Here is a 15,592-nt window from a genome sequence, read left to right on the forward strand (position 1 = left end):
CGAGGCGAAAGCGGAACTGCCGCAAAGCCTTGGCTGGGAGGGGGCGAGCGATCCGGGGGGATGACCTTGCGAAAGCACGCAGGGCGCTTTTTTTCACCTTACAATGTGGCGTCCGCTTTCCAGCCCGCCGTAAAATGCTCTAGAAGCGCAAAGCGGCCGCTCCGCTGACGGCGCAAGTTGGAACTGATGTCGAAATCCTTGAATCGCCGTCGATTTTTGAGCGCAGCCGCGACCGGCCTCGTCGCGCAGCGCCTGGTTTCCGGAACGCCGGCCCACGCCCAGTCGAGCTGGGCTAGCCTCGTGCAGTCCGTCATCACCGAAGGCCAGCGTTTTGAAGCCTCGCTCGTCGTCGAAGCGGCTCGCATGCTGTCGCGCCGCCCGATGGTGCCGCTGACGGCGACTGACCTGCCGGAAGGCTACGCCACCCTGCCCTACGACCAGTATGTCGGCATCCGGGCGCAGCCCGGCGGGCTGATCTGGGCTGGCGAAAATCGCGGGTTCACGATCGAGCCGATGCATCGTGGCTACGTCTTTTCGGCACCGGTCAGCCTTTTCGCAGTCGAAGACGACGTCGTCCGGCGCGTCGCCTTCGACCGCGGCAAGTTCGACTACGGCCGCGTCACGCCGCCGCCGGCCGGGGTCGACCTGCAATTTTCGGGGTTCCGGGTCGCGACCGGGCTCGAGCGACCCTTTGAAGTCGCCATCTTCCAGGGCGCGACCTTCTTCCGCTCGCTGGCGCGCGGCCAGAATTTCGGCGCCCTCGCCCGGGCCCTGATCCTGCGCCCGGGCGAGACCCGTGGCGAGGAGATTCCATTCTTCCGAGCCTACTGGATCGAGCGGCCAAGCCCGGCTTCCGGCGTGCTGATCATCCATGGCCTGCTCGATTCCGAGAGCGTGACCGGCGCCGTTCGCATGACGCTGCGTCCCGGCGACTTGACCTTCATCGACGTCGAGATGACGCTTTTTGCCCGCGCCAATCTCGACCATGTCGGTTTCGGCTGCACGATGGGGACCTTCTTCGCCGGCCCGCAGAGCCGGCGCACCTTCGACGATGTGCGCCCTTCGATACACGAGCTCTCCGGCGTGCAGATGCAGTCAGGGACCGGCGAATGGATCTACCGGCCGCTGAGCAACCCGAACAACCTGCAGGTCTCCTCCTTCCAGGATTCCAACCCGCGCGGCTTCGGGCTGGTGCAGCGCGAGCGCGATCCAAACGCCTTCATCGATGACGACCAGCGCTTCGAGCTGCGACCGAGCGTCTGGATGGAGCCGCTCGGCGAATGGGGCCAGGGCTCGGTTCAGCTGATCGAGATCCCGACCGATTCCGAACTCAACGACAACATCATCGCCTATTGGCGCCCGCGCCAGCCGATCGCCGCCGGCAGCGAGACGACCGTGGCATATCGTCAGGCCTGGTGCTGGCAGCCACCGGATCGGCCGGCACTGGCGCTCGCCACCCGCAGCCGACAGGGGCGCGGCTCGCAAGGTCGCCGGCGCCGCTTCATCGTCGACTTCACCGGCGAGCGGCTGAACGATGCTGGCCTCATCGCCGCGACCCGCGCCGTCGTCACCGCAACCCCCGGCGCGGTGCATAATCTGCGTCTTTGGCCGTTTCCGGAGCGGCGGACGATGCGCGTCGCCTTCGAGGTAGATCCCGGCAACGAGAACCTCTCCGAGCTTCGGCTCGTTCTCGACGCCGGCGGCCAGGCCGTATCCGAGACTTGGCTGAATCGATGGACGTGGTGAGCATGCAGGAGGCCGTTGTGGACGAGATCGTCCGCAAGCCCGAACCCGAGACGGCGGCCTGGCCGGCGCCCTTCGAGGCGACGCCGCCGGAGAGCCGACTCGAGATGCCGGTGCAGTCCTTCCGTCGCTGGAAGGGCTCGGAGCGGCGCGCTCCGGCCGCCCCAAAGGCCTGGCGCACGCCCTGGCTGGCGCGCCTCTTCGTCTTCGGAGGCGCCTGGGCGCTCACGGCCTACGGTGCCTGGGAAATGTACAATGTCGTGTCGGTCAGCCGCACGACCTTCCTGCAGTACGTGCTGCTCCTGCTGTTCACCATCAACTTCTCATGGATCGCGCTCGCCTTCACCAGCGCCATCCTCGGCTTCGTCACCCTGCTGTTCGGTCTTCTGAAGAGCCCGCGCGCCGAGACGCTGAGCCAGAAGACGGTCGTGGTGATGCCGATCTATAACGAATCGACGGCGCGGACCTTCGCCGCACTGGCCGCGATCCGCGAATCCGTTGAGGCGACGGGGCTCGGCGAGCATTTCGACTATTTCATCGTCTCGGATACGACCAACCCGGACATCTGGGTCGCAGAGGAGCGCGCGTTCCTGGCGCTTCGCCAGCGACTCGGCCCGGAGGCGCGGATCTACTACCGCCACAGACCGAAGAACCATCATCGCAAGGCCGGCAACATTGCCGACTTCGTCACCCGCTGGGGCGGCCACTACGCCCATATGGTCGTGCTCGACGCCGACAGCCTGATGACCGGCACCTGCATCGTGCGCCTCGCCGCGGCGATGGAAGCCGATCCCGACGCCGGTATCATCCAGTCGCTGCCGCTGATCATCAACCGCAACACCTTCTTCGCGCGGCTCCAGCAATTCGCGGCACGCGTCTACGGGCCGGTGATCGCGACCGGGCTCGCGGTCTGGTCCGGCCGCGACGGCAATTACTGGGGCCACAACGCGATCATCCGGACGAAGGCCTTCGCAGATCATTGCGGTCTGCCAGATCTCAAGGGCAAGCCGCCCTTCGGCGGCCACGTCCTCAGCCATGACTTCGTCGAGGCCGCACTGATCCGCCGCGCCGGCTGGTCGGTCTACATGCTGCCCGACCTCACGGGCTCCTACGAGGAGAGCCCGCCCTCGCTGATCGACATCGCGACGCGCGACCGGCGCTGGTGCCAGGGCAATCTCCAGCATTCGCGCATCATCGGCGCCAAGGGGCTGCTGCTGGCGACCCGGCAGCATTTCGCCACGGGCATGATGGCCTATCTCGCCTCGCCCTTCTGGCTGATGCAGCTGGTGGTCGGCATCCTGATCGTGCTGCAGGTCAACTACGCGCGTCCCGAGTACTTCACCCAGGAATTCACGCTCTTCCCGGTATGGCCGCGTTTCGACCCCGAGCGCGCGCTGAACCTCTTCGCGCTGACGATGGCGATCCTGCTGGCGCCCAAGCTCTTCGGGCTCTTGCTGACGCTGTTCGACGGCAAGCTGCGGCGTGCCTGCGGCGGCGGCATCCGCCTCACCCTCTCGGCCCTGCTCGAAGTGCTGTTCTCGGCGATCTTCGCGCCGATCATGATGGTGATCCAGTCCGGGTCGGTCTTCCAGATCCTGCTCGGGCGTGACACCGGCTGGAATCCGCAGCGCCGCGACGACGGCTCGATCCCGTTCAAGGATATCGTCCGGCGGCACCGCACGCATACCATGCTCGGCCTGGTCGCCGGCCTCTCGGCCTTCATGATCGCGACCTCGCTGTTCGCCTGGATGTCGCCGACGATCGTCGGCCTCGTGCTGGCGATCCCGCTGTCCTGGGCCTCCGGCCAGCTTGCGCTCGGCCTCTGGCTGAAGCGGCACAATCTCTTGGTCACGCCGGAGGAAGGCGCTCCGCCGCCGATCGCGACGCGAGCGAATGCGCTGCAGGCTGAATTCGCCGAGGCCGGCCATGACGATGCCGACGGCCTGCTGGCGCTGCACGCCGACCAGGTCCTGCGCTCGGCCCATGAGAGCATGCTGCCGCAGGTCCAGCCGCGACGCCGCGGCGAGATCGAGCCCGAGCGTGCGGTCGCCCAGGCCAAGCTGATCGACGCCGAAACCGTCTCCGACGCGATGATCTGGCTGAAGCCGAAGGAGCGCATGGTCGTGCTACACGACCGGGCCCTGCTCGGCCTGCTCGCCAATCTGCCCGAGGGCCCGGCCCATGCCGGCGCCGAGGCGCCGGCCCGGTAACGACCGGGTTCGTTCCTCAGCCCTGCTCGAACACGATCGCGCAGCCGCGCGCGCCGGCGGCCGGAACGATGATCCGGCGCTCTGAGCGGCGGTGCTCGACGCCCTGGCGCGCCAGCCTCTCTTCGATCGCGGCCAGCTCCGGCACCGTGACGGCGAAACCGGCAAAATGCGGCATTCCCGCCGCGGATTCGACAGCGCCGAATGCCAACTCGGCAGCTCTGGGCGTGAGCACCTCGATGCGGCCGCGCGGCAGATCGAAACGCAGGCCGCCATCTGCCGTCGCAATCGCCGCCGCCCCGGAAAAGCCCGAGAGGAAGTCGCGCTGCGCCAGCGGCTCAGCTGCGACCATGAAGGTCGCCGCAAGCCCGCTCGCGCCGTTGTCGTGCTGCTGGAAGACCGGGTTCCAGAAGTTCTGCGGCTCATGCTGCTGGCAGACGAAGAAGGCACATTCGCGCGCCGCCGGATTCTCGGTGAAGGCCAGGCTGAAGGCGACGCGAACCTGCGAGCCGTCGGGACGCTTTGCCTGCCGCTCGAAGAAGAAGGGCTCGAAATCGCCGATTCCCGCCTGCCTGAAGCGCTCTGCGTCGGCGCGGGAATCCTGGCTTTCGAGCACGAGCATCGACATGCCCTCTCCTCGCGCCAGGGCGTCGCGGACGAAGGCGCCGAAGGAGAACAGGCGCTGGCCATGGGGCGGAATCGCCGTGCCGTCGCCGACCGTGATCAGTTCGAGGAAGGCGCCGGGAAACTGGACGATGCGGTTCTCGGTTCCCCAGGGATGGCGATTGCGCGCGCCGACCCGGAAACCCAGGCGAGTGTAGAAGTCGCCCGCCGCGTCGAGATCGGCCACGCCGATCACGAGATGGTCGAGGCCGCGCGAAGGCAAAGACTGGTTCATGGTTGGCTGGGCTCGCAAAGGCAGGGCGGACGATTCGCGCCATGATAGCGCATCGCTCGCGCCGGACGCTCCCGATCCTAGCCCTCGATGAAATGCGGCACGAAGCGCGAGGTGTTCTTGGTGATCGGCGTCGCATCCTCGCGGATGCCGAGGCCGCAGGGCTGCGAAGCGACCAGCCAGGACCCGAGCACCGGATAGTTCCCGTCGAAGTTCGGCAGCATCGCCGTCGCCTGCAGCACGAAGCCCTCGGCCCCGTAGGGACCGTCGTCGCTGTCGCGCACAGTGCCGTCCTCGACCAGCGTCACATTGGCGCCCTCCCGCGAATAGAGCGGCTTGCGGACATGGCTGGCGCCGAGCTCGGCACTGCGCGGATCGCCTTCGAAGAAGGCCGGCAGCAGATTGGGGTGGCCGGGCGCCATCTCCCAGAGATAGGGCAGCAGGCCCTTGCTCGAGACCAGCGCCTTCCAGGGCGGCTCGACGAAGCGGCAGCGCGAGCCGGCGAGCGCTCCGGCATATTGCTCGCGAAACAGCCATTCCCAGGGATAGAGCTTGAACAGCGTCTCGATCGGCAGGCTGGCGCCATCGCAGAAGCGCCCATCGGCAAGCAGGCCGATCTCTTCGATGAAGGTGAAACGCGCATCGATCCCGGCCTGCGTCGCGCAGTCGATCAGGTAGTCGACCGTGCCCTTGTCCTCGGCGCTGCCGTCGACGCAGGTGAAGTGCATGCGCTCGGGCGCCGGCTCGCGGAGTTGGCCGAAGGCCGCGACCAGCCGCTCGTGCAGCGAGTTGAACTGGTCGCACCCGCGCGAGAGCCTGCCCTGCGCCATCGCCTGTTCGAGCCAGTCCCATTGCACCACGGCGGCCTCGAACAACGAGGTCGGCGTGTCGGCATTGTATTCGAGGAGCTTCGCCGGGCCCTTGCCGTCATAGGCGAAGTCGAGCCGGCCATAGAGGTTCCGGTCGCCGCGCTGCCAGCTGTCGCGGATCAGCTGCCATTGTGCCTCCGGCACGGCGAGCCGGCGCATGATTTCCTCGTCGGCGATGGCACGCTCGACGAAGCCGAAGCAGAGCTCCTCGATCGCCGCACTCGGCGCCTCGATGTCGTCCTCGATCTGCCGCAGCGTGAAGCCGTAGGCGACGCTCTCGTCCCAATAGGTTTCGCCGTCGATCGTATGGAAGGCGAAGCCGAGCCGTTCGACCTGGGCCTGCCAGTCCGGGCGGGGAGACAGGGAAAGCCGGCGCATGGTCAGGACGAGGAGTGGGAGGAATAGGAGCGCGAGCTGGAGCCGAAGCCGCCGCGCGAGGCGACGCTGGGGGTGCTCGCCATCCCGGTCGACGAGATGTTGCGGGCGACCATCGCCTGCCCCGAGGCGGTGGTGTAGGCCCGCGAGCGGCTGCTGCTGCCGCCATAATAGCCGCCGCTGGACGATGATGACGAGGAGGAGCTTCGGGCCGGCTGCTCGCATTCCGGGCGTCCCGAACCGGGCTGCCGCGTTCCCGGCGGACAGGCCGAACTGGTCGGCGGCAACAGCGGCTGGGCCGCGCCGCCGCCGGACATGAACTGCCGCGCCAGCATGATGCCCGCGAGCGCGGGAATGGCGACCTGCGCCCCGTTCCAGACCGCGCTCTGGCAGCCGCCGCTGCCATATTCCTGCTCGCAGGCGGCCGTGCTGCCGAATTTCTTGGCCTCGCGCAGATGGTTGGCGGAAGCCTCGTTGAAGCGCTGCTCGCACTGGCTCGCGGTCAGCTGGTTGGCGGCACGGCACTCCGCGACGTTGTTGTAGATCAGCGAATCGTCGGTCTCGCCGCCGGAGAGCGACCAGTAGCTCGCCACGAGCACGACACCCGCCGCGGCCAGGCCGATCTGGGTCGAGCGCTTCATGCCGGCCTCCTCACTCGGTCATGCTGGCGGCAGCCAGGGTACCGCTGACGATGGCGATCACGGCCAGCATCGCGGCCGAGGGGATCCGATCCTCCTCGATCTTGCGCGAGAGCTCCGGGATCACGATGCGTGCGAAGCCATAGGCACCGAACTGGATCAGCATGGCGATGACCGCCCAGATCACCAGGTCGGGAATGCTGCTGGCCTGCTCGATGGCCTTTTCCAGCGGCACGGAGAAGCCGACGACATTGCCGCCGAAGGCGATCGCGGCGGAAAGGTTGCCGTTGCGGATCAGCGCGATCTCGTCATGGGCGGTGAGGCGCAGATAGGCCACCGCGAACCCTGCGATCAGGGCAAAGCCGACGCAGAAATAGAGCAGGAACGCCGGCAAACCGGTCATCGAGATCGTCATGCCGCCCCCCGCGAAAGCCCAAGCCTTGTGAGCTCACTATACGGAAGCGACAGGGATGCGCCAGAGTGTCGCAGGCGATGGATGGTCGAGACGAGGCGAGCCATGGAAACCCAGATGCAGCAACGAGATGCGCACTGCTCTTGCGGCGCTCTGAGCCTGATCTGCTCGGGAGATCCTGTCAGCGTCTCGCTCTGCCACTGCCGCGAATGCCAACGGCGCACGGGCAGCACCTACGGGATCGCAGCGTTCTTTCCGCGCGAGAATGTCAGGGTTGAGGGGCGGACGGCTGCCTATCGACGACAGGCGGACAGCGGCTACGCCGTGACGCAGCATTTTTGCCCGGGCTGCGGCAGCACGGTGTTCTGGGAGCCTGCGCGCAAGCCCGACATGATCGCGGTCGCCGTGGGCGCCTTCGCCGATCCCGATTTCCCGGCGCCCGGCAAGCAGGTCTACGCAGAACACCGGCACCGTTGGGTCACGGTGCCGGAGTAACCTGACTCAGTATCGGGAGATGCCCGAACCGCTCCTCAGAACAGGCGGCTCTGCACCACCGCCGCCTCGATGAAGCTGGCGAAGAGCGGATGCGGCTCGAAGGGCCGCGACTTCAGCTCGGGATGGTACTGCACGCCGATGAACCAGGGATGGTCTGCATACTCGACCGTCTCCGGCAGAAGCCCGTCGGGCGAAACGCCGCTGAAGCGCAGACCGCGCGCCTCGAGCTGCTGGCGGTAGCCCATATTGACCTCATAGCGATGGCGATGCCGCTCCGAGATCTCGGTCGAGCCATAGATCTTGGCGATCTTGGTATCGCCCGACAGATGCGAGGCATAGGCACCTAGCCGCATCGTGCCGCCGAGATCACCGCCCGCGGCGCGCTGCTCCAGCTCGTTGCCCCGCATCCATTCGGTCATCAGGCCGACCACGGGCTCATCCGTCGGCCCGAACTCGGTCGAGTTCGCGCCCTCGATTCCGGCCAGCGAGCGGGCCGCCTCGATCACCGCCATCTGCATGCCGAAGCAGATGCCGAAATAGGGCACCTTCCGCTGCCTTGCGAAGGTCGCCGCCTTGATCTTGCCTTCGGCGCCGCGATGGCCGAAGCCGCCGGGCACAAGGATGCCGTGGACATGCTCCAGGAAGGGGGTCGGGTCCTCCTTCTCGAAGACCTCGGACTCGATCCAGTCGAGATTGACCTTCACCCGGTTGGCGATGCCGCCATGGGTCAGCGCCTCGATCAGGGACTTATAGGCGTCCTTCATTCCGGTGTACTTGCCGACGATGGCGATGGTGACCTCGCCCTCGGGGCTCTTCACGCGCTCGGAGATGCGGCGCCAGTTGCCGAGGTCGGGCTCCGGCCCGGCTTCCATGCCGAAGGCCGCAAGCACCTCGTTGTCGAGGCCCTCGGCATGATAGGAGAGCGGCACGTCGTAGATCGACGACACATCGCGGGCCTCGATCACCGCCGTCTCGCGCACATTGCAGAACAGCGCGAGCTTGCGGCGCTCCTCGCGCGGAATCTCGCGATCGGTGCGGCAGAGCAGGATGTCGGGCTGGATGCCGATCGAGCGCAGCTCGGCGACCGAATGCTGCGTCGGCTTGGTCTTCAGCTCGCCGGCGGTCGGGATATAGGGCAGCAGCGTCAGATGCAGGAAGATGCACTGGCCGCGCGGCAATTGCTGGTTGGTCTGGCGGATCGCCTCGAGGAAGGGCAGGCTCTCGATGTCGCCGACAGTGCCGCCGATCTCGACCAGCACAAAATCATAGCCCTCATTGCCGGAGAGCACGAATTCCTTGATGGCGTTGGTGACGTGCGGAATGACCTGGATCGTCGCGCCGAGATAGTCGCCCCGGCGCTCGCGCGTCAGGATGTCCATGTAGATGCGGCCGGTGGTGATGTTGTCGCCCTTGTTGCAGGGCCGGCCGGTGAAGCGCTCGTAATGACCGAGATCCAGATCGGTCTCGGCTCCGTCATCGGTGACGAAGACCTCGCCATGCTGATACGGGCTCATCGTGCCCGGATCGACATTGAGGTAGGGGTCGAGCTTGCGCAGGCGGACCGTATGGCCACGTGCCTGCAGAAGGGCTGCGAGAGCCGCCGACGCCAGGCCTTTGCCGAGCGAGGACACCACGCCGCCGGTGATGAAAACATACCGCGTCATGGGAGGTCACCTTTAACGCCAAGATTGCGATTCGCTAAGCGCGCCGACGAGGGTCGGACCTGCGCTGCATGCTTGTCCACAAAAGAGCAAGGCCGGTTTCCCGGCACTTCCCCCTCAAAAGAGAAGGGCCGGTTTCCCGGCCCCTGCCCTGTTCCGATCACTGTCCCGGCGCTGCCGGGGTCGGCGGCTGCGAACCGCCAGGATTCTGCATCTGCCGCAGCTGGTCGAGGACGCCGCCGGCATTGGGAGCCGAAGGCGCGCTCGGCGCGGCCGGAGTCGTGGCGCCCGGAGCCGGCGCGCCGTCGATGATCGAACGCTGGGTCCGGCCATGGGTCGCGAGCACGGCCAGCGTGAGCGAGGTGATGAAGAACAGGCCCGCCAGGATCGCCGTCGCGCGCGTCAGCGCGTTGGCCTGGCCGCGACCGGTCATGAAGCCGCCGACGCCACCGCCGCCACCCGAGCCCATGCCGAGGCCGCCGCCCTCCGAGCGCTGGAGCAGGACGACGCCGACGAGCGCGATCACGATGATCAGGTGGATGACGATGAGAACGTTCTGCATGGCTCACGAAATGGGTATGGCGTGCACGTTCGCCAAGATGGGCGATCCGGCACGGATCCGCGTTTTCGGCGGTGCCCATAGCATGGGCATGCGCAATGCACCACCGGCGATTTCAGCAGATTCGCTTCAGCCGCAGGCGCGGGCGATCCCCAGGAAATCCTCGGCCTTGAGGCTGGCGCCGCCGACGAGGGCACCGTCGACGTCCGCCACGCCCATCAGCTCGGCGGCGTTGGACGGCTTGACCGAGCCGCCATAGAGCAGCCTGACGCTGGCAGCCGCCGCCTTGCCGAGGATGCGGCCGAGATCGGCGCGGATCGCGGCATGCATCTCGGCAACATCGGCGGTGGTCGGCGTCAGCCCGGTGCCGATCGCCCAGACCGGCTCATAGGCGACGACCAGCGTCGCGCCGGTCGAGCCCTCGGGCACCGAGCCGCGCAGCTGCTTCTTGACCACGGCGAGTGCCTTGCCGGCCTCGCGCTCGTCCTTGGTCTCGCCGACGCAGACGATCGGCACCAGCAGCGCCGCCTGGGCCGCCTGGGCCTTGGCCTTGACCGTGGCATCGCGCTCGCCATGCAGGGTGCGGCGCTCGGAGTGGCCGACGATGGCGTACTGCGCGCCCGCATCGGCGAGCATCGCAGCCGAGACCTCGCCGGTGAAGGCGCCGCTTTCGCGCAGGCTGCAATCCTGGCCGCCGGTGGCGATGCGCGAGCCGATCAGCGCGGCAGTCATGGGATAGAGCAGCGTCGCGGGCGGGCAGATGGCAAGGTCGACCTTCGTCCGCAGGGCGCCGTCATGGCCGCGCGCGATCTCCGCGGCGATGCCGAGATCTGCCTTGAGACCGTTCATCTTCCAGTTGCCCGCCACCAGCGGCTTGATGCTTGCCGTCACGCCCATTCTCCAATTTGCCTGCAAGGGGACTAGCAACGCCGCGAACGGTTCGCAATCACATGCGAGAGCCGGTGATTGCCGAGCCGGGCCTCTGTTCCTATAAGCGGCGCGCAAGTGCGCCGTCGCCGACAGGACAGGAAGATAGCAAGATGATGATGCAGGGCATCCGCAAGGCGGGGCAAAGCCTGGTCGGCAAGCTCCTGATTGCCTTGATGTTCGGGTTCCTGATCTTTTCCTTCGCGATCTGGGGCATCGGCGACATCTTCCAGGGCTATGGCCGCAATGCCGTCGCGATGATCGGCAAGCGCGAGATCACCATCGAGCAGATGCGCACGGCCTATCAGAACGAGGTCCAGTTGCTGACGCGTCAGCAGCGGCGCCAGATCACGCCCGAAATGGCTCGCGCGATCGGCCTCGACCAGCGCGTCCTGTCGCGGCTGATCACCGAGGCGACGCTCGATCAGGTCGGCGACCGGATGGGCCTCGCCGTCTCCGACGACACGGTCCGCGACGTGATCTTCAACGACCCGAATATGAAGAATGCCGCCGGCGCCTTCGATCGCAACCGCTTCAACGAGCTGCTGCGGGCGATCGGCCTGACCGAGCAGGCCTTCGTGCGCGAGCAGCGCGCGGCGACGATGCGCCAGGAGCTCGCCGAGATGGTGATCGGTGGCATCTCCGCCCCGGTCGCCCTCCAGGAGCTCGGCCACCGGCTTCGCAACGAGCGGCGCGACGTCGCCTATGCGGTGATTCCCGAGACGGCGGCTGGCGAGATCGCCGCCCCCGCCGAAGACGTGCTCAAGCGCTATTTCGAGGAGCGTAAGACGTCCTTCCGGGCTCCGGAGTTCCGCAGCGCCAATGTGTTGGCACTGACGGCGGATACACTCGCCGATCCGGCCAAGGTCTCCGAGGCGGACGCCAAGGCCCATTACGAGACGGTCAAGACCCAGCGCTACGGCTCGCCCGAGCGCCGCACGATCCAGCAGATCGCCTTCCCGAGCATGGAGGAGGCGCAGGCCGCCAAGGCAAGGATCGACGCCGGAGAGACCTTCGAGGCGATCGCCGCCGCCCGCAACATCGCCGAGGCCGACCTCGCGCTCGGCACCTTCGCTCGCGAAGGCCTGTTCGACCCGGCGGTGCGCGATGCCGCCTTCGCCCTCGCCCAGGCAGCGGTCAGCGCGCCGGTCCAGGGCGGCTTCGGCCCGGTGCTGCTGCGTGTCACCGAGATCGAGCCGGCGCGCCTCAAGAGCTTCGAGGAAGTTGCAGACGAGGTCCGCAAGGAGGTCGCGACCAGCAAGGCTGCGGCCCTGATGACCGAGCTCCACGACAAGATCGAGGACCAGCGCGCCTCGGCCCGGCCGCTCTCCGAGATCGCCCAGGAGTTCGGGATGACCATCCGGCCGCTCGGACCGGTCGATTCCGGCCTGCGCAAGCCCGACGGCACGCAGGACGCCCAGCTCCCCGGCGGCAGCGCCACGCTGACCGCGATCTTCGGCTCGGATATCGGTGTCGACAACGAGGCGATCCGCCTGCCCAATAACGGCGGCTATGTCTGGTTCGAGGTCACCAAGATCGATCCGCCGCGCGATCGCAGCTTCGACGAGGTCAAGGCCGAGGTCGAGCGTCAGTGGCGCGCCGACGAGGTCTCCACCAAGCTCGCCGCCAAGGCGCGCGAACTGATCCAGCGCCTAGATGCGGGGGAAGCCTTCGCAACGGTGGTGACCGCCGCCGGCCTCAAGCCCGAGGAGGCGAACGGCCTCGGCCGCCAGGACCAGAGCGATGCCCTGCCCCAGAACGTCGTCTCGCTGATCTTCGGCACGCCGGTCGGCAAGAGCGCCTCGGCCTCGGTCGATGGAGCAGGCCGCATCCTGTTCCAGGTCAAGGCGGCGACGGTGCCCCCCTATATGCGCACCACCGAAGAAGCTGAGAACTTCGTGCGCCTGTTCACCTCGAGCGTGAGCGACGACGTCCTGACCCAGTACGTCCGCAAGCTGCAGAAGGATCTCGGGGTCACGCTGAACCAGGCCGCCTTCCGCAACGCGACCGGCGGCACGCAGAACTGAGAGTTCCGAGCATGGCGTCGGCCTTCGACCTCGAACGTTTCACCGCCGCCTACGACGCCGGCCAGCCCCAGCTGGTGACGCTGAGCCTCGTCGGCGACTGCGAGACGCCCGTCGCGGCCTTCATGAAGCTGCGCCATGCCGGCAAGGGGCCGGCCTTCCTGCTCGAATCGGTCGAGGGCGGCGCGGTGCGCGGGCGCTACTCGATGATCGGGCTGGAGCCCGACCTGATCTGGCGCTGCCATCACGGCCAGAGCGCGCTGTGCCGGCCGGCGCTCGGAGATGCCTTCCTTCCGGACGCCCGCCCAGCCTTCGAGAGCCTGCGCTCGCTGCTCGCCGAAAGCGCCATCCCCGATCAGGATGGGCTGCCGCCGATGGCGGCAGGCGTGTTCGGCTATCTCGGCTACGACATGGTGCGCCTGATGGAGCGCCTGGCGGAACCGAAGGAAACCGGCGTCGGCGTTCCCGACGCGATCCTGATGCGGCCGACGCTGATGGTGGTCTTTGACTCTGTGCGCGACGAGATCACCGTGGTGACACCGGTGCGGCATCAGCCTGGGGTGTCGGCGCGGATCGCCCATGAGCAGGCGCAGGAGCGGCTCGAGGCGGTGGTCAGCGCGCTGGAATCCCCTCTGCCCGCCGAAGCCGGGGTCGACATTGCCGGGCTCTCCCATCCCGAGCCGGTCTCGAACACCAGCGAGGCCGAGTACGAGGCGATGGTGCTGAAAGCGCAGGAGTACATCCGCGCCGGCGACATTTTCCAGGTCGTGCTGTCGCAGCGTTTCGAAGCGCCTTTCGAGCTGCCGCCCTTTGCGCTCTACCGGGCGCTGCGCCGGATCAATCCGGCGCCGTTCCTCTGCTATCTCGACTTCGAAGACTTCCAGATCGTCTGCTCCAGTCCGGAGATTCTGGTCCGGATGCGCGACGGCAACGTCACCATCCGCCCGATCGCCGGCACCCGTCCACGCGGCGCGACGCCCGCCGCCGACGCCGCCCTGGCGGAAGATCTGCTGGCCGATCCGAAGGAGCGCGCCGAGCATCTGATGCTGCTCGACCTCGGCCGCAACGATGTCGGCCGGGTCGCCGAGATCGGCAGTGTGCGCGTCACCGATTCGTTCTTCATCGAGCGCTACAGCCAGGTGATGCACATCGTCTCGAACGTCGAGGGCCGCCTCGCCCCGCAGCATGACGCGCTCTCGGCGCTGATCGCCGGTTTCCCGGCCGGCACCGTCTCCGGCGCGCCGAAGGTCCGGGCGATGGAGATCATCGACGAGCTGGAGAAGGACCGCCGCGGCGCCTATGCCGGCTGCATCGGCTATTTCGGCGCCAATGGCGAGATGGACACCTGCATCGTCCTGCGCACCGCCGTCGTCCAGGACAGGCGCATGCAGGTCCAGGCCGGCGCCGGCATCGTCTATGATTCCAACCCGGCCTCCGAGCAGACCGAGTGTGTCAACAAGGCCAAGGCGCTGTTCAAGGCCGCGGAGGAAGCCGTGCGCTTCGCCGCGCGCAGCCGCCGCGGGCAGTGAGCTGCGCCGTTCGTCATATGCGCCCGCACCGGCGAGCCATGCGGCCAACTCACTTGCACGCCGCGATTTTGGCCGCGCATAGTGGCCCAAGTCGAGGCCACGGCCCCTGATATTGGGTTTTTCTGACTGGCCCGCACGGCAATCACAACCGGCCCTGCCCCGCTGCCGAGGAATGAAGTCAGCACGGTGGGCACCGGCAACCGATGGAGAGAACACCATGCGTTTGCGCGCAACCATGATCGGCAGCGGTCTTGCCCTGGCGCTTCTGGCCGGGACGGCCGCGTTCGCGCAGCAGGCCCAGCAGAAGGTGACGGTCGCGGTCACCGCCATTGTCGAGCATCCGGCGCTCGATGCCGCGCGCGACGGCGTCAAGAAGGCGCTGGAGGAGGCCGGCTACAAGGACGGGACCAACCTGACCTTCCGCTATGAATCGGCTCAGGGCTCGCCGGCGACGGCAGCGCAGATCGCCCAGAAATTCGCCGGCGAGAACCCGAACGTGATCGTCGCGATCGCGACCCCTTCCGCCCAGGCGATGGTGACGGCGACACAGACGATTCCGGTGGTCTTCACCGCCGTGACCGACCCGGTCGCAGCCCAGATCGTCAAGGACCGCAAGGCGCCCGGTGGCAACGTCACCGGCATCTCCGACTTCTCGCCGCTCGAAGCCCAATTCGACCTGATCAAGGAACTGGTGCCCGCGGCCAAGAAGATCGGCGTCGTCTTCAATCCCGGCGAGGCCAACAGCGTCGCGCTGCTCAACGCCGTCAAGGCGCTGGCGCCGGCTCGCAGCCTCCAGATCGTCGAAGCCTCGGCCGGCCGCACGGCTGATGTCTCCGCCGCAGCGCAGAGCCTCGTCGGCAAGGTCGATGCGATCTATCTGCCGACCGACAACACCATCATCTCGGCGCTCGGCACCGTGCTCGCCGTCGGCGCCGACAACAAGCTGCCGGTCTTCACCGGCGACACCGAGTCGGTCCAGAAGGGCTCGGTCGCCTCGATCGGCTTCGACTATTTCCAGGTTGGCGTTGAGACGGGAGCGGTGGTCGTTCGCGTCCTCAAGGGCGAAAAGCCCGGCACCATTCCGGTTGCCAATGCCAGCGGCAGCAACCTCGTGATCAACGCCAAGGCCGCCGCCGCCATGGGCGTGACCGTTCCGCCGGCCGTGCTGGCGCGCGCCAAGCAGGTCATCAACTGACGTGAGGCGGGGGGGGACACCTCCACCAGCGCCCCCCATCCACCCCCCTTCCGTTTTCGCCAA

Annotated in this window: 13 protein-coding genes; 6 read left to right on the plus strand and 7 right to left on the minus strand. The window is 67.4% G+C overall.

The window, feature by feature from the left end:
• The first annotated feature begins 216 nt into the window (after positions 1-216).
• Both AC1REK_RS11255 and mdoH read left to right on the plus strand, forming a co-directional pair.
• Positions 217-1,746, plus strand: a complete 1,530-nt coding sequence (locus AC1REK_RS11255; protein ID WP_316017146.1) for an OpgD/OpgG family glucan biosynthesis protein — start codon at positions 217-219, stop codon at positions 1,744-1,746.
• A gap of 2 nt (positions 1,747-1,748) precedes the next feature.
• Positions 1,749-3,953: a glucans biosynthesis glucosyltransferase MdoH gene (mdoH, locus tag AC1REK_RS11260; protein WP_492267973.1), complete on the plus strand. Its 2,205-nt coding sequence runs from the start codon at positions 1,749-1,751 to the stop codon at positions 3,951-3,953.
• Positions 3,954-3,969: 16 nt separating this feature from the next.
• Here mdoH and AC1REK_RS11265 read toward each other — a convergent pair whose 3' ends face one another.
• The 4 genes from AC1REK_RS11265 to AC1REK_RS11280 all read right to left on the minus strand — a co-directional run bounded on the left by AC1REK_RS11265 (position 3,970) and on the right by AC1REK_RS11280 (position 7,142).
• Positions 3,970-4,848, minus strand: coding sequence for a VOC family protein (locus AC1REK_RS11265; RefSeq protein WP_492267972.1), 879 nt, complete (start codon positions 4,846-4,848; stop codon positions 3,970-3,972).
• Between the two features lie 77 nt (positions 4,849-4,925).
• Entirely contained in the window at positions 4,926-6,092 is a 1,167-nt protein-coding gene (locus AC1REK_RS11270) for a glutathionylspermidine synthase family protein (protein WP_492267971.1), read from the minus strand.
• Positions 6,093-6,094: 2 nt separating this feature from the next.
• Complete coding sequence (locus AC1REK_RS11275; protein ID WP_316017150.1) at positions 6,095-6,730, minus strand: DUF1190 domain-containing protein; 636 nt, start codon at positions 6,728-6,730, stop codon at positions 6,095-6,097.
• A 10-nt stretch (positions 6,731-6,740) separates the two neighbouring features.
• Positions 6,741-7,142 carry a DUF350 domain-containing protein gene (locus tag AC1REK_RS11280; RefSeq protein WP_316017151.1) on the minus strand — a complete coding sequence of 134 codons (402 nt, stop codon included), beginning with the start codon at positions 7,140-7,142 and terminating at the stop codon, positions 6,741-6,743.
• Positions 7,143-7,244: 102 nt separating this feature from the next.
• Here AC1REK_RS11280 and AC1REK_RS11285 point away from each other — a divergent pair, with 102 nt between their 5' ends.
• Positions 7,245-7,634: a GFA family protein gene (locus tag AC1REK_RS11285; RefSeq protein ID WP_492267970.1), complete on the plus strand. Its 390-nt coding sequence runs from the start codon at positions 7,245-7,247 to the stop codon at positions 7,632-7,634.
• Positions 7,635-7,669: 35 nt separating this feature from the next.
• On the opposite strand, the gene pyrG is transcribed toward AC1REK_RS11285, so the two are convergent.
• The 3 genes from pyrG to tpiA all read right to left on the minus strand — a co-directional run bounded on the left by pyrG (position 7,670) and on the right by tpiA (position 10,745).
• Complete coding sequence (gene pyrG, locus AC1REK_RS11290; RefSeq protein WP_492267969.1) at positions 7,670-9,298, minus strand: CTP synthase; 1,629 nt, start codon at positions 9,296-9,298, stop codon at positions 7,670-7,672.
• A 157-nt stretch (positions 9,299-9,455) separates the two neighbouring features.
• On the minus strand, positions 9,456-9,857 hold the full coding sequence (gene secG / locus AC1REK_RS11295; RefSeq protein ID WP_492267968.1) for a preprotein translocase subunit SecG: 402 nt from the start codon (positions 9,855-9,857) through the stop codon (positions 9,456-9,458).
• Between the two features lie 126 nt (positions 9,858-9,983).
• Positions 9,984-10,745, minus strand: coding sequence for a triose-phosphate isomerase (tpiA, locus tag AC1REK_RS11300; protein ID WP_327521443.1), 762 nt, complete (start codon positions 10,743-10,745; stop codon positions 9,984-9,986).
• A 149-nt stretch (positions 10,746-10,894) separates the two neighbouring features.
• Between tpiA and AC1REK_RS11305 the strand changes: the two genes are divergently transcribed.
• The 3 genes from AC1REK_RS11305 (at position 10,895) to AC1REK_RS11315 (ending at position 15,529) form a co-directional block, all read left to right on the plus strand.
• The gene (locus tag AC1REK_RS11305; RefSeq protein ID WP_492267967.1) at positions 10,895-12,808 is read left to right on the plus strand and encodes a SurA N-terminal domain-containing protein; all 1,914 of its coding nucleotides are present in this window, start codon (positions 10,895-10,897) and stop codon (positions 12,806-12,808) included.
• Between the two features lie 11 nt (positions 12,809-12,819).
• On the plus strand, positions 12,820-14,334 hold the full coding sequence (gene trpE / locus AC1REK_RS11310; protein ID WP_492267966.1) for an anthranilate synthase component I: 1,515 nt from the start codon (positions 12,820-12,822) through the stop codon (positions 14,332-14,334).
• Positions 14,335-14,551: 217 nt separating this feature from the next.
• Entirely contained in the window at positions 14,552-15,529 is a 978-nt protein-coding gene (locus tag AC1REK_RS11315) for an ABC transporter substrate-binding protein (protein ID WP_492267965.1), read from the plus strand.
• Positions 15,530-15,592: the final 63 nt, after the last annotated feature.

It is taken from the genome of Allobosea sp. GW823-FHT02B03 (genome assembly GCF_058797755.1).

What these genes read in the sequence shown, in the direction of transcription:
- mdoH (WP_492267973.1), top strand. Translation starts at nt 1,749, where the DNA reads ATGCAGGAGGCCGTTGTGGACGAGATCGTCCGCAAGCCCGAACCCGAG.
- AC1REK_RS11265 (WP_492267972.1), bottom strand. Translation starts at nt 4,848, where the DNA reads ATGAACCAGTCTTTGCCTTCGCGCGGCCTCGACCATCTCGTGATCGGC.
- AC1REK_RS11270 (WP_492267971.1), bottom strand. Translation starts at nt 6,092, where the DNA reads ATGCGCCGGCTTTCCCTGTCTCCCCGCCCGGACTGGCAGGCCCAGGTC.
- AC1REK_RS11275 (WP_316017150.1), bottom strand. Translation starts at nt 6,730, where the DNA reads ATGAAGCGCTCGACCCAGATCGGCCTGGCCGCGGCGGGTGTCGTGCTC.
- AC1REK_RS11280 (WP_316017151.1), bottom strand. Translation starts at nt 7,142, where the DNA reads ATGACGATCTCGATGACCGGTTTGCCGGCGTTCCTGCTCTATTTCTGC.
- AC1REK_RS11285 (WP_492267970.1), top strand. Translation starts at nt 7,245, where the DNA reads ATGGAAACCCAGATGCAGCAACGAGATGCGCACTGCTCTTGCGGCGCT.
- pyrG (WP_492267969.1), bottom strand. Translation starts at nt 9,298, where the DNA reads ATGACGCGGTATGTTTTCATCACCGGCGGCGTGGTGTCCTCGCTCGGC.
- secG (WP_492267968.1), bottom strand. Translation starts at nt 9,857, where the DNA reads ATGCAGAACGTTCTCATCGTCATCCACCTGATCATCGTGATCGCGCTC.
- AC1REK_RS11305 (WP_492267967.1), top strand. Translation starts at nt 10,895, where the DNA reads ATGATGATGCAGGGCATCCGCAAGGCGGGGCAAAGCCTGGTCGGCAAG.
- trpE (WP_492267966.1), top strand. Translation starts at nt 12,820, where the DNA reads ATGGCGTCGGCCTTCGACCTCGAACGTTTCACCGCCGCCTACGACGCC.
- AC1REK_RS11315 (WP_492267965.1), top strand. Translation starts at nt 14,552, where the DNA reads ATGCGTTTGCGCGCAACCATGATCGGCAGCGGTCTTGCCCTGGCGCTT.